This window comes from Agromyces italicus DSM 16388 (assembly GCF_000421545.1).
Lineage (GTDB): Bacteria > Actinomycetota > Actinomycetes > Actinomycetales > Microbacteriaceae > Agromyces > Agromyces italicus.
Genome location: NZ_ATXF01000004.1, coordinates 250,349 through 264,173, shown reverse-complemented (window position 1 = coordinate 264,173; position 13,825 = coordinate 250,349). Strand labels below are relative to the sequence as shown.

At 68.8% G+C, this 13,825-nt stretch carries 11 protein-coding genes; 3 read left to right on the top strand and 8 right to left on the bottom strand.

The window, feature by feature from the left end; genetic code table 11:
* Positions 1-6 precede the first annotated feature (6 nt).
* The 4 genes from alaS to H516_RS0101635 all read right to left on the bottom strand — a co-directional run bounded on the left by alaS (position 7) and on the right by H516_RS0101635 (position 5,301).
* A complete protein-coding gene (alaS, locus tag H516_RS0101650; RefSeq protein ID WP_022887985.1) occupies positions 7-2,664 on the bottom strand; it encodes an alanine--tRNA ligase in 2,658 nt (885 codons plus the stop codon).
* A gap of 53 nt (positions 2,665-2,717) precedes the next feature.
* Positions 2,718-2,918 (bottom strand): hypothetical protein, encoded by a 201-nt coding sequence (locus H516_RS0101645; RefSeq protein ID WP_022887984.1) that lies wholly within the window; start codon positions 2,916-2,918, stop codon positions 2,718-2,720.
* Between the two features lie 141 nt (positions 2,919-3,059).
* Positions 3,060-3,683 carry a 30S ribosomal protein S4 gene (rpsD, locus tag H516_RS0101640; protein ID WP_022887983.1) on the bottom strand — a complete coding sequence of 208 codons (624 nt, stop codon included), beginning with the start codon at positions 3,681-3,683 and terminating at the stop codon, positions 3,060-3,062.
* Between the two features lie 187 nt (positions 3,684-3,870).
* Entirely contained in the window at positions 3,871-5,301 is a 1,431-nt protein-coding gene (locus H516_RS0101635; protein WP_022887982.1) for a replication-associated recombination protein A, read from the bottom strand.
* A 124-nt stretch (positions 5,302-5,425) separates the two neighbouring features.
* Between H516_RS0101635 and H516_RS0101630 the strand changes: the two genes are divergently transcribed.
* The 3 genes from H516_RS0101630 (at position 5,426) to H516_RS21070 (ending at position 8,248) form a co-directional block, all read left to right on the top strand.
* Complete coding sequence (locus tag H516_RS0101630) at positions 5,426-6,205, top strand: peptidylprolyl isomerase (RefSeq protein WP_022887981.1); 780 nt, start codon at positions 5,426-5,428, stop codon at positions 6,203-6,205.
* Between the two features lie 85 nt (positions 6,206-6,290).
* Positions 6,291-7,523, top strand: a complete 1,233-nt coding sequence (locus H516_RS0101625; RefSeq protein WP_022887980.1) for a DUF349 domain-containing protein — start codon at positions 6,291-6,293, stop codon at positions 7,521-7,523.
* Positions 7,524-7,618: 95 nt separating this feature from the next.
* Positions 7,619-8,248: a hypothetical protein gene (locus H516_RS21070; RefSeq protein WP_022887979.1), complete on the top strand. Its 630-nt coding sequence runs from the start codon at positions 7,619-7,621 to the stop codon at positions 8,246-8,248.
* Here H516_RS21070 and H516_RS0101615 read toward each other — a convergent pair.
* From H516_RS0101615 to yajC, 4 genes are all read right to left on the bottom strand, one after another.
* The gene (locus H516_RS0101615; protein ID WP_022887978.1) at positions 8,227-10,479 is read right to left on the bottom strand and encodes a RelA/SpoT family protein; all 2,253 of its coding nucleotides are present in this window, start codon (positions 10,477-10,479) and stop codon (positions 8,227-8,229) included. The two genes, H516_RS21070 and H516_RS0101615, sit on opposite strands and share 22 nt — an antisense overlap.
* Before the next feature lie 75 nt (positions 10,480-10,554).
* Positions 10,555-11,571, bottom strand: a complete 1,017-nt coding sequence (gene secF / locus H516_RS0101610) for a protein translocase subunit SecF (protein WP_022887977.1) — start codon at positions 11,569-11,571, stop codon at positions 10,555-10,557.
* On the bottom strand, positions 11,571-13,310 hold the full coding sequence (gene secD, locus H516_RS0101605) for a protein translocase subunit SecD (RefSeq protein ID WP_026378296.1): 1,740 nt from the start codon (positions 13,308-13,310) through the stop codon (positions 11,571-11,573). Before secD ends, secF begins: the two co-directional genes overlap by 1 nt.
* Before the next feature lie 63 nt (positions 13,311-13,373).
* Positions 13,374-13,766, bottom strand: a complete 393-nt coding sequence (gene yajC / locus H516_RS0101600; protein WP_026378295.1) for a preprotein translocase subunit YajC — start codon at positions 13,764-13,766, stop codon at positions 13,374-13,376.
* Positions 13,767-13,825: the final 59 nt, after the last annotated feature.

Sequence of the window (13,825 nt, the reverse complement as noted above, 5' to 3'; positions counted from 1 at the left end):
CGATGGCTATCCACCGAGGCCGCGTCGTACGGCCTCGAGCGCCGCGGGAATCGCCGCCACGTCGCTGCCGCCGCCCTGGGCGAGGTCGGGCTTGCCGCCGCCGCCGCCGCCGAGCACGCCGGCCGCGGCCTTCGCCAGGGCTCCGGCGTTCGCTCCATGGTCACGTGCAGCCTGAGACGTCGCCACGATCGCGAGCGGCTTGCCGCCGACCGCGGCAGCGAGGGCCACGACGCTCGACGCATCGCCCAGCTGGCCCCGAACCGAGAGCGCGAGCGCGCGCAGTTCGTCGCCCGAGCCGAGCTCGCCGACCGGCTCGGCCACGAGCAGCACCTCGCCGACCCGGGCGGCCTTCGACGCGAGCGCCGGCACCCGGTCGTTCAGGGCCTTCGCCTCGAACGCCTGGATCTTCTTCTCGGCCGTCTTGAGGTTCGCGACGAGCTCGCCGACGCGGTCGACGAGTTGCTCGGGGCGGGTCTTCAGCGACGTGGTGAGCTCGTTGACGAGCGCGCGCTCGGCGGCGAAGCGACGGAACGCCTCGAGACCGACGAGCGACTCGACGCGGCGGTTCGAGGCACCGACCGAGGACTCGCCGACGATGTTGATCATGCCGATCTCGGCACTCGTCGTCACGTGCGTACCGGCGCAGAGCTCGCGCGACCACGGACCGCCGATGTCGACGACCCGCACGACATCGCCGTACTTCTCACCGAACAGCGCCATGGCGCCGAGCGACTTCGCCTCATCGAGGGCCATCTCGCGCGTCACCACCTGCAGGTTGTCACGGATCGCGGTGTTCGAGATCTCCTCCAGCTCACTGCGGGTCTCGGCCGAGAGGGCGGAGTTCCAGCCGTAGTCGAGGCGAAGGTAGCCGGCTTTGTTGAACGAGCCCGACTGGTGGGCGTTCGGGCCGAGCACCTGGCGGAGCGCGGCGTGCACGATGTGCGTTCCCGAGTGCGCCTGGGTCGCGCCGCGGCGGTAGTCCTCGTCGACGAGGCTCGTCGCGCGTTCGCCGACGCCGATCTCCCCGGAGATGACCTTGGCCGTGTGGCTGATGAGCCCCTTCACGGGCTTCTGCACGTCGAGCACCTCGAGTTCGAAGCCGTCGCCGACGATGCGGCCCTGATCGGGCGCCTGTCCGCCCGACTCCGCGTAGAGCGCGGTCTCGGCGAGGATGACCTCGGCCGTCTGCCCGGCGACCGCTCGCTGCACGGGTCGACCGTCGACGAGGAGTCCGAGCACGCTCGACTCGGTGGCGAGCTCGGAATAGCCGGTGAAGACGGTCTCGCCCTTGGCACGGAAGTCGGCGTACACGGAAAGGTCGGCGAGCACCTTCTTCTTCGACTTCGCGTCGGCCTTCGCGCGGGTGCGCTGCGCTGTCATGAGTTCGTCGAAGGCGACCCGGTCGACCGCGAGGCCGGCCTCGTCGGCCATCTCGAGCGTCAGCTCGATCGGGAAGCCGTAGGTGTCGTGCAGCAGGAACGCGGTGTCGCCCGCGAGCGCCCGGTGCCCGGCATCCTTCGTCTTCGCGACAGCCAGGTCGAGGATCGAGGTGCCGGCCGAGAGGGTGCGGAGGAAGGTCTCCTCCTCGCCGAGCGCGAGTTGTTCGATGTGCGCGTAGTCGCGCGCGACCTCGGGGTAGGCCGCCTTCATCGCGTCGCGCGACGCCGCGAACAGCTCGCGGAAGGTCGGCCCTTCGACGCCGAGCAGGCGCATCGCCCGGATGCTGCGACGGAGGAGCCGACGCAGGATGTACCCGCGGCCCTCGTTCGACGGGCTCACCCCGTCGCTCATGAGCATGAGCGCCGAGCGAACATGGTCGGCGATGACCCGCATGCGCACGTCGTCCTCGTGGTCGGCACCGTAGCGTCGGCCCGAGATCTGGGACGCGCGGTCGAGAACCGGCCGCACCTGGTCGATCTCGTACATGTTGTCGACGCCCTGCTTGATGAAGGCGACACGCTCGAGCCCCATGCCGGTGTCGATGTTCTTCTTCGGCAGCTCCTTCACGACGGTGAAGTCGGTCTTCGACTTCACATCGGTGATGAGGTACTGCATGAACACGAGGTTCCAGATCTCGACGTACCGGTCGTCATCGGTCGCCGGGCCGCCGTCGATGCCGTACTCGGGGCCGCGGTCGAAGAAGATCTCCGAGCAGGGGCCCGCCGGGCCGGGCTGCCCGGTGTGCCAGTAGTTCGTGTCCTTGCCGAGTCGCTGGATGCGCTCGTCGGGAAGACCCGCGACGCGCTTCCAGATCTCGATGGCCTCGTCGTCGTCCTCGTAGACGGTGACCCAGAGCTCCTCGGACGCGAACCCGTAGCCGCCGTCCGCCTCGGACGTGGTGAGCAGCTCCCACGCCATCGAGATGGCGCCCTCCTTGAAGTAGTCGCCGAAGGAGAAGTTGCCGCTCATCTGGAAGAAGGTGCCGTGGCGCGGCGTCTTGCCGACCTCTTCGATGTCGTTGGTGCGGATGCACTTCTGCACGCTCGTCGCCCGCGGGTACGGGGCAGGGACGATGCCCGTGAGGTACGGCACGAACGGCACCATGCCGGCGACGGTGAAGAGCAGCGTCGGGTCGTCGGAGACGAGCGAGGCCGAGGGGACGACGGTGTGGCCGCGGTCGGCGAAGAAGTCGAGCCAACGCTGGCGGATGTCGGCAGTCTGCATGGTTCCGTTCTGGGGTCGAGCCCGCGTGTCGGGCCGGAGGGAAGGGTGAGGACTCAGCGAGCGGCCGAGGCGTCGCCGTCGGCACGCAGCTCGGCGTCGCGGGCGTGGTAGCCCTCGGCGATGGCGTTGCCGAACGCGCGGGCCTTCGCATCGATCGACGAGAAGAAGTCGCGACCCTGCTTGGTCTGGTTGACCTGGTGCGCGACCACGAAACCGGCCGCGACGCCGACGGTGAACCACAGCATGCTCTTCACGGGTGCTCCCTCTTCGATCTCTCGCCGGCGCCGTGCGCTCGGCACGCCTCGGATCAGTCTAGCGGCGAGCGGGCGACCGTCGCCGGGAGACGCAACAGGGGCCGCGGGAAACCCCGCGACCCCTGTTCGAGACGACTCGCGTCAGCGAGCGGCGTAGTACTCGACGACGAGCTGCACGTCGCAGGTCACGGGGACCTCGGCGCGCTTCGGGCGACGCACGAGACGCGCCTGGAGCTTGTCGAGTTCGACCTCGAGGTAGCCCGGGACCTTGGGGAGCACGTCGACGTGACCGCCGGCGGCGGCGACCTGGAACGGCTCGGTGCCCTCGCTGCGCGACTTGACGTGCACGAGCTGGCCCGGCTTCACGCGGAACGAGGGGCGGTCGACGAGCTGGCCGTCGACGAGGATGTGACGGTGCACGACGAACTGACGCGCCTGCGTGATGGTACGCGCGAAGCCGGCACGGAGCACGAGCGCGTCGAGACGCATCTCGAGCAGCTCGACCAGGTTCTCGCCCGTCTGGCCGGCGGTGCGCTTGGCCTCGACGTAGGCGATCTTCAGCTGCTTCTCGCGGATGCCGTACTGGGCGCGAAGTCGCTGCTTCTCGCGCAGACGAACGGCGTAGTCGCTGTCCTGCTTGCGCTTGGTGCGCCCGTGCTCACCGGGAGCGTAGGGGCGCTTCTCCATGTAGCGGGCGGCCTTCGGGGTGAGGGCGACGCCGAGCGCACGGGAGAGTCGGGTCTTGCTGCGTGACTGGTTCGACACGAATGTCCTTTCGGAAGAATCTCAAGTGAATCGCCGGCGCGATCGTGCACCGGAAATCTGTGTCAGAGGGATTCGCCAAGGGTGGATCGGCTACAGATCGCACCCGTTCGCCGGTGATCCTCTCGCAGCCGCGCTCGAGGATCTGGCTTCAGGCCAGCGACCATGATATCACGAGGCGATGGCCGGCTCAGCGCCCGCCCCGGACGATCCTGCGGAGCTTCGCGAGCCTCGCCGAGACCTCGCGCTCGTTGCCGTGCTCGGTCGGCTCGTAGTAGACCGCGCCCCGCAGCGTGTCGGGCAGATACGCCTGGGCGACCACGCCGATCGCATCGTCGTGGGGGTAGCGGTAGCCCTTGCCGTGCCCGAGCCGCTTCGCTCCGGGGTAGTGCGCATCGCGGAGATGCTTCGGCACCCGCCCCGCCTTGCCGGCGCGCACGTCGGCGATGGCCTTGTCGATACCGAGGTACGCGGCGTTCGACTTCGGTGCGGTCGCGAGGTGCACGACGGCCTGCGCAAGCGGGATGCGACCCTCGGGCATTCCGATGAGCTGCACCGCGTCGGCGGCGGCGACCGCGACGCCGAGCGCCTGCGGATCGGCGAGGCCGATGTCTTCGGAGGCGAGCACGATGATGCGCCGGGCGATGAAGCGCGCGTCTTCGCCCGCCTCGATCATGCGGGCGAGGTAGTGCAGCGCGGCGTCGACATCGCTCCCGCGAACCGACTTGATGAAGGCGCTGATCACGTCGTAGTGCTCGTCGCCGTTGCGGTCGTAGCGCAACAGGGCGCGGTCGACCGCGCGGGCCACGATGTCGGCGGTGATGACGGGCGGTGCGGATGCCTCGGCGCTGACGCCGGCCTCGTGCTCCCCCGGCTCGACGCCGTCGCCGGCGGACCGGGCCGCCTCGGCCGACTCCGCCGGTTCGGCCACACCATCGGGCATCGCCGAAGCCGAGACCGCCGCCGCCTCGAGGGCGGTCAACGCCCGCCGCGCGTCGCCGGAGGCGAGACGCACGATCGCCGCGCGCGCCTCCTGGCCGAGCGAGACCCTGCCCGCGAGCCCACGCGGGTCGGCGACGGCTCGGTCGACGAGCAGGCCGAGGTCGTCGTCGCTCAGCAGCTCGAGCGTGAGCAGCAACGAGCGCGACAGCAGTGGCGAGATCACCGAGAACGAGGGGTTCTCGGTCGTCGCGGCGACGAGGATCACCCAGCCGTTCTCGACGCCGGGCAGCAATGCGTCTTGTTGGGCCTTCGTGAAGCGGTGGATCTCGTCGAGGAACAGCACCGTGGACAGCCCGTAGAGGTCACGGCTCGCCCGCGCCTCCTCCATCACCTGGCGAACGTCGCGGACGCCCGCCGTCACCGCGGAGAGCTCGACGAACTTGCGCCCCGACGAACGCGCGATCGCCTGGGCCAACGTCGTCTTGCCCGTACCGGGCGGCCCCCAGAGGATCACCGAGACCGACCCCGACTCCCCCGATCGATCTCCGGCGAGGGCGACGAGCGGCGAGCCCGGTGTCAGCAGATGACGCTGGCCGGCCACCTCGTCGAGGCTCGTCGGACGCATGCGCACCGCGAGCGGCGTCGCACCTGAACGCAGCCCCGGACCGGTTTCGACCATGGATTGAAGCGTAGTCGTGGCATCCGACACCGGCTTCTCGGACGACCGCGTACGGAGCGGCGATTGGTGCCGCCCCGCGGGCTTAAGTAGAGTCGGCTCGCAGGATTCCGGAGAAGGAGCACGCGTGGCATCGAACGACCGACAGGCGCGCGAAGAGCGCGCGCGTCTGCGCACCTACCAGGCACGGCAAGAGGTCCACGCCGGAAAGCAGCGGCGGCGCAGCCGCGACAACCTGATCGCAGTCCTCGCGCTGGTCGTCGTGCTCGCCCTCGCGATCGGCGCACAGCTCTTCTTCTTCAACGGCGGCCCGGGCACGCCCGAGCCGGTCGCGAGCGAGACCCCCGCTCCGACCGAAGCCGCCGGCGAGAACCAGGGCGACGTACCGAGCCCCGAACTCGCCGAGGGCCGCACCTGGACGGGCACGCTGACCCTCAACGACATCCCCCTCGGGATCGAGCTCGACGGCGCCGCCGCGCCGCAGGCGGTCTCGAGCGAGATCAGCCTGATCCAGTCGGGCTTCTACGACGGCGTCTCCTGCCACCGCCTGACGAAGGACGCGATCTGGGTGCTGCAGTGCGGCGACCCCGCCGGCGACGGCTCCGGTGGCCCCGACTACAGCTACGGCCCCGTCGAGAACGCGCCCGCAGACGGCGTCTACCCCGCCGGAACCATCGCCATGGCCCGCCAGTCGGGCAACGCCTACAGCCAGGGCAGCCAGTTCTTCATCGTCTACGAAGACACCACGCTTCCGGCCGACGCCGCGGGCGGCTACACGGTCATCGGCACGGTCACGAGCGGACTCGACGAACTGCGTGCAGGCATCACGGATGCCGGGCCCGAGGGCGGAGCGACCGACGGCGCGCCGACCGTGCCCACGACGATCACCGGCTTCACGATCGAGTGAGCACGGCGGCGGTGCCGAGCGGTGCCATAGGCTTGACGCATCATCGCCGCCGCCCGGCGGCATCCGACCTACAAAGGGTGAGGCCGTGACCGAATCAGATCAGCAACCGTGGGGCCGCGTCGACGAGACGGGCACCGTCTTCGTTCGCACGAGCGACGGCGAGCGGGAGGTCGGTCAGTACCCCGACGCGACGCCTGAAGAGGCGCTCGCCTACTTCGAGCGCAAGTACGCCGATCTCGCCGGCCAGGTGGGCCTGCTCGAGCAGCGGGTGCGTCGCGGCGCCCCCGCCGCCGACGTCGCGAAAGCCGTCTCGACGCTCACCGCCTCGGTCGCCGCTGCGCACGCGGTCGGCGACCTCGAGTCGCTCTCGCGTCGCCTCGAGGCGCTCTCGGGCACCACGAAGGAGCTCACCGAGCAGCAGCAGGCCGAAGCGAAGGCGGCGCTCGCCGGCGCCATCGTCGAGCGCACCGCGATCGTCGAGCAGGCCGAGGCGCTTGCCGCGCAGGACCCCGCGAAGACGCAGTGGAAGCAGGCGACCGCCGAGCTCGACGCCCTCTTCGCGAACTGGCAGCGCCACCAGCAAGACGGTCCCCGGCTGCCGAAGAACGACGCCAACGATCTGTGGAAGCGGTTCCGCGCCGCGCGCTCCACGATCGAGCAGCACCGGAAGGCGTTCTTCGCCGAGCTCGACGCCGCCCACCGCGACGTGCGTACCCGCAAGCAGCGGCTCATCGAGCGCGCCGAGGCGCTCGCTCCGCGCGGCGCCGACGCGGTCGGCGACTACCGCAACCTCCTCGACGAGTGGAAGCAGGCGGGTCGCGCCGGCAAGAAGCTCGACGACCAGCTCTGGGCGAAGTTCAAGGCCGCGGGCGATGTGCTCTTCAACGCGAAGGCCGAGATCGACGCGAAGGACGACGAGGAGTACCGCGCGAACCTCGACGAGAAGCTCGTGCTGCTCGCCGAGGCCGAGGCGCTGCTCGCGGAGACCGACCCGAAGCAGGCCCGCGCCGCGCTGAACCGCGTGCAGCGCAAGTGGGACGAGATCGGCAAGGTCCCCCGCGACCAGGTTCGCCCGGTCGAAGACCGACTTCGCAAGGTCGAGAACCACGTCCGCTCCCTCGAGGACGAGCGCTGGCAGCGTGAGGACCCCGAGAAGAAGGCCCGCTCTGAGGGCATGCTCGGCCAGCTCAACGAGGCGATCGAGAAGCTCGAGGCAGAGGTCGCGGCCGCCGAGGCCGCCGGTGACACGAAGGCCGCCGCCGCCGCACGCGAGGCACTCGACGCGCGTCGCGCCTGGCTCAAAGCCGTCGGGGGCTGATCCGTCGTCTCCTCCGCAGCTGAGCGGGAGGCGGGATTCTCCACAGAATCCCGCCTCCCGCTCGTGCGGTCATCGGGATGCCTCAGCATGGGGTGATGGCACGACTCCCACCGGTGCTCGGCACCGACGACCTCCCACTCGCCGAGCTCTGCGCCGCCCGCATCGACGGTGAGCTCTACATCGTCGACGAGGGCTGGGCACCGGTCGACGAGCCCGACCTGCCGAGTGTCAGGGCCGCGGCGGTCGCGCTGCGTGTGCCGCGTCGGCTCATCATCGAGCGACTTTCGGCGGCGTGGGTGCACGGCGCCCTTGACGTCGCTCCGCGCATCGCCCAGTTCTGCGTACCGCTCAACGAGCGCGTCGCCGTCGTCGCGGGTCCGCGCACGAACGTGCGCGAGGTCGTCATCGACGCCGCCGACGTTCTCGAACTCGGTCCCGCCCGGTGCACGACGCTGTCGCGCACCGTCTTCGATCTCCTCCGCGACGCCGCACTCGACGACTCGTTCGCCGAACTCGTCGTTGCACGACTCCTCGAGGTGCACCCCGGCCTGGGCGAGGCGGTGCGCATGCGATTCGCGACGGCGCATCGCCTGCCGCACCTCGAGCTGGCCCGCACCAGGTTCGCGCGGACGACGGCCGCGAAGACCGACGGCACGCCGACGGCAGGCTCAGCCGCGGCCCGGCCGCAGTCTTCTGCGCCGGTTCAACCGTCGCTGACCCGGTAGACGTCGTAGACGGCATCGATTCGCCGCACCGCATTCAGCACGCGGTCGAGATGGGTCGTATCGCCCATCTCGAAGACGAAGCGGCTGAGGGCCAGGCGGTCGGTCGAGGTCGAGACATTCGCCGAGAGGATGTTGACGTGATGTTCGGAGAGCACCCGCGTCACGTCGGAGAGCAAGCCGGCCCGGTCGAGCGCCTCGATCTGAATCTGGACGAGGAACACGCTCTTGGAGCTCGGCGCCCACTCGACATCGATCATCCGCTCGGGCTCACGCAGGAGCGACTGCACGTTGTGGCAGTTCGCCTGGTGCACCGAGACCCCGGCACCGCGGGTGACGAACCCGACGATCTCATCACCGGGCACCGGGGTGCAGCAGCGCGCCAGCTTCACGAGGATGTCGGGCGCACCACGAACGAGCACACCCGACTCCGCGGTCCGCGGCAGGGGACGCGTTCGGGTCGGGAGCGGCATATCGGGCTCGTCGACGTCATCGACGTCCCGAACCAGCGCGACGACCTTCTCGAGCACCGACTGCGTCGAGACGTGCCCCTCGCCCACCGCGGCGTACAGCGACGACACGTCGTCGTAGCGCAGGAGGGCAGCGACCTCTGCGAACGACTCCTGGCTCATGAGCTTCTGAAGGGGCAGGTTCTGTTTGCGCATCGCGCGCGCGATCGAATCGCGGCCCTGCTCGATCGCCTCGTCGCGGCGTTCCTTCGTGAACCATTGACGGATCTTGTTGCGCGCGCGGGGGCTCTTGACGAAGTTGAGCCAGTCTTTGCTCGGACCGGAGTCGGGGTTCTTCGAGGTGAACACCTCGACCACGTCACCGCTGGACAGCTCGCTCTCGAGCGGCACGAGCCGGCCGTTCACCTTCGCGCCCATCGTGCGGTGCCCGACCTCGGTGTGCACGGCGTACGCGAAGTCGACGGGGGTCGCCCCAGCGGGCAGGCCGATGACCCGCCCCTTCGGGGTGAAGACGTAGACCTCCTTCGCGCCGATCTCGAAGCGGAGCGAGTCGAGGAACTCCCCCGGGTCGGCCGTCTCGGCCTGCCAGTCGGAGATGTGGGCGAGCCAGGCCATGTCGGTCTCGCTCTGCATCGCAGGGCCGCCCGACGACTTGCCGGTCGTCTGCTCCTTGTACTTCCAGTGCGCGGCGACACCGTACTCGGCCCGCTGATGCATGTCGTGGGTGCGGATCTGAAGCTCGACCGCGCGGCCCTTCGGCCCGAGCACCGTCGTGTGCAGCGACTGATAGAGGTTGAACTTCGGCGTGGCGATGTAGTCCTTGAAGCGGCCGGGCAACGGCGTCCACCTGGCGTGGATCGCACCGAGCACGGCGTAGCAGTCGCGGACCGAGTTCACGAGCACCCGGATGCCGACGAGGTCGTAGATCTCGTCGAAGTCGCGCCCTCTGACGATCATCTTCTGATAGATCGAGTAGTACTGCTTCGGCCGGCCCACGACCTTGCCGCGGATCTTCGCGGCCTTGAGGTCGTCGTTCACGAGGTCGATGACGTTCTGCACGAACTCCTCGCGCTGCGGCGTGCGTTGCTTCACGAGGCTCTCGATCTCCGCGTAGAGCTTCGGGTAGAGCACCGCGAAGGAGAGGTCTTCGAGCTCCCACTTGATCGCCTGGATACCCAGTCGGTGCGCGAGCGGGGCGTAGATCTCGAGCGTCTCGGTCGCCTTGCGGCTCGCGGAGGCTGCCGGCACGAAGCCCCACGTTCTCGCGTTGTGGAGGCGGTCGGCGAGCTTGATGATCAGCACCCGGATGTCTTTCGACATCGCGACGATCATCTTGCGAACGGTTTCGGCCTGGGTGGAGTCGCCGTACTTGACCTTGTCGAGCTTCGTGACGCCGTCGACGAGCATCGCGATCTCGTCGCCGAAGTCGGCGCGCACCTCATCGAGCGTGTACGCCGTGTCTTCGACCGTGTCGTGCAGCAGCGCCGCCGCGACGGTCTTCGATCCGATCCCGAGATCGGCGAGGATCTGAGCCACCGCGATCGGATGGGTGATGTACGGCTCGCCGCTCTTGCGCTGCTGACCCTCGTGCGCCCGTTCGGCGACAGTGTACGCACGCTCGACCAACGCGAGGTCGGCCTTCGGATGGTGCATCCGGACCGTGCGCAGGAGCGTGTCGACCGCACCCGAAGGCTGCGCCTTCGAGAAGATGCGCGGCACCAGGCGGCGCAGCGAAGCCGTCGAATTGACCCCGGTCTCCGTCACGCCTCACCTCCAGAACTCAATTATCACCGCTCCGGAGGGTGAGGCGTGCACGGCGATGCACGCCGGGGGCGAACGTCATGCGGTCGGCAGCGCCTCTGCTGACGCCGATGCGCCGGCGAGCTCGCGCTCTTTCAGCACCTTCTGGTCGTGCCGGCGGATCGACGGCTCCCGCTCGCGCAGCTGCGAGTACAGCGGAGCCGCGAGGAACACCGTCGACCAGGTGCCGACGAGGATGCCGATGAGCAGTGCCAGCGAGATGTCTCGGAGCGTGTCGGCACCGAGCACACCGGCACCGATGAAGAGGATCGCCGCGACCGGAAGGGCTGCCACCACGCTCGTGTTGATGGATCGCACGAGAGTCTGGTTCACGGCGAGGTTCACCGATTCGGCGAAGGTGCGGCGCGACTGCTCGCCGTCTTCAGCGGTGTTCTCACGGATCTTGTCGAAGACCACCACCGTGTCGTAGAGCGAATAGCTGAGGATCGTGAGGATGCCGATCATCGCGGCGGGGCTGATCTCGAAGCCGACCGCGGCGTAGAGTCCGCTCGTGACGACGAGGTCGACCATGAGCGCGATGATCGCCGCGGCCGACATCTTCCACGTGCGGAAGTACAGCGCCATGATGATCGCGGCCAGAAGCACGAAGGCGATCAGGCCGATGACGGCTTGACGGGTGACGTCGGCGCCCCAGGTCGGACCGATGAACGATGCCGCGACCTCGGATTCGGGAACGTCGTACGCCTCGGCGAGCGCACCGCGCACCTCGAGCGACTCGGGCTGCGTGAGCTGGTCGGTCTGCACGCGGACGCCGTCTTCACCGACGATCGTGACCTTGGTGGTCGCTTCGGGCACGACCGAGGCGACGGCCTCGATGCCGGGCTCGGGCGTGGCATCCTGCACGCCCGTGATCTGGAACTGCGAGCCGCCCCGGAACTCGATGCTGAAGTTCACCCCGGTGAAGAGGGGAACGACCACCGAGAGCAGGAGGATGGCGCCGATGACCACGTACCACTTCTTGCGCCCGCCGACGAAGTTGAACGAGCGCTTGCCGGTGTAGAGGTCATTGCCGAAGGTGGTCAGACGGTTCGCCATCAGGACTCCTTCCCTTCGTTCGAGGTATCGCCGGCGCCGATCGCCGCGGCCTTGCGCTCGGCGATCGTCTGGCGCCGCTGAGCCTCCCTGGCGCTCGAGCCCGCCTTCTTGCCCGCCACCTCGGCGGTGGGCTTCCGGAACTCGGCGCGACCCCGGTACACGGCACCGAGCGCGTTCGGGTCGAGACCCGACCACGGGTTGCCGCTGGAGAAGAAACGGGTCTGTGCGAGCAGCTGCAGCATCGGGTGGGTGAACAGGATCACGACCACCACGTCGATGATCGTGGTGAGACCGAGGGTGTACGCGAAGCCCTTCACGCTGCCGACCGCGAGGATGAACAGCACGATCGCCGCGAGCAGGTTCGTGGCCTTCGAGGCGAGCACCGTCCGGAAGGCGCGCTTCCAGCCGGCCTCGACCGCCCCCACCAGCGGGCGCCCGTCGCGCAGCTCGTCTCGAACACGTTCGAAGTAGATGATGAACGAGTCCGCCGTGAATCCGATCGCGACGATGAGGCCGGCGATACCGGCGAGCGAGAGGCGGTAGCCCTCGCGCCACGAAAGGATCGTGATCATGAGATACGTGATGATCGCCGCGATGACGAGCGACGCGATCGTGACCGAGCCGAGTGCCCGGTACTGGAACAACGTGTAGATCACGACGAGGATGAGGCCGATGAGGCCTGCGAGCAGACCCGACTGCAGTTGCGAGCTACCGAGGGTCGCCGAGATCGAATCGGACGACTGCACCGTGAAGCTGAGCGGCAGCGCACCGAACTTCAACTGATCGGCGAGGGCCTTCGAGCTCTCCTGCGAGAAGTCGCCGGTGATCTGCGGACGACCGTCGGTGATCGCGCCGTTCATGGCGGGCGCCGTGAGCACCTGGCCGTCGAGCACGAACGCGAACTGGTCGCGCGGGGTCTGCCCCTGCAGTCCGAAGAGGCGCGTCGAGACCTTCGCGAACTCCTCGGTGCCCTTGTCGTCGAAGACGATGTTCACCGCCCACTGCCCGGTGGACGCGCCGGTCTGGGTCTGCACCATGCCGTTGGTCGCGTCGACGATGTTCTCGCCGCTCGCCTCGACCGGCCCGAGCAGGTACTTCGCGGTGCGGGTCACGTCGCAGGTCACGAGCGGCTCGTCGGCCGGGGCGACCTCGGTCGTCTCGTCGAGCGCCGAGCAGTCGTACGAGTCGAATTCGGCCTGGAGCGCCGGGGTGACCCATGCCGGGTCGCTGCCGTCGGTCGGCACCGCGGTCGGCGTCGACTCGAGCTCCTCTTCGGGAGCGTCGCTCGGCGACGGGCTCGCGCTCGGATCGATCGTCTGGTTCGTCGCTGCATCGGCGAGGAGGACCGCACGCAGTTCGAGCTTCGCGGACTGCTCGATGCGGGCGCGGGTCTGATCGTCGAGCTCGCCCGGGATGCGGACGACGACGTTGTCACCCTCGGTGTTGATCTCGGCTTCGGCCACGCCGGAGGCGTCGACGCGCTGGCGGATGATCGACACCGCCTGGTCGAGCTGCTCCTGCGAGACGTCGGCACCGGACTCGACCTTCGGGGCGAGCACGATCTGCGTCCCGCCCTCGAGGTCGAGCGCGAGTTTCGGGGTCCAGGAGCCTTCGCCCCAGATCACCCCGGCCGCGTTGATACCGAACAGGAGCGCGATGATGACACCCAGCCAGGTGAGGGAACGCCATGCCTTGCGGACGGGCGTCGGCCGGGATGACCGCTTCGATGGTGCAGCCACGTGTTCTGCTTTCTCTGCAGGAGCCCGCGCGGCATCGCGCGGGCCGAGCCTCGGGGGTGAGTCTTAGTCGTCCGACTTCTTGGTGTCGGGCGTCTCGTCGGTGGTCGGAGCCTCGTCGGCGGCGTCGGTGACGCGCTCACCGAACTCGGGCTCGCCCTCGACCGCTGCCGGCGACTCTTCGACTGCGTCGACCGGCTCGACGACGCGCGCGACGGTCTGGCGGTGCACGGTCAGGACGGTGCCGGGCGAGGTCTCGAGGAGCACCTGGTTCTCCTCTTCGTCCATCGAGAGGATGGTGCCGAAGACGCCGAAGTTGGTCATCACCTTCGCGCCCACCTGGACCTTCGACTGCAGTTCTTTGGCCTCGGCCTGACGCTTGCGCGAGTTGCGGAACATGAAGAAGATCAGCACCGCGAGCACGGCGAGCATGATGAGAGTGAACGGGTCGAACGTCATGAGAGGGAGATACCTTCCGGTGTGCGCGAGGCGCACGAAGTCAGTGGCGTTGAGGGACG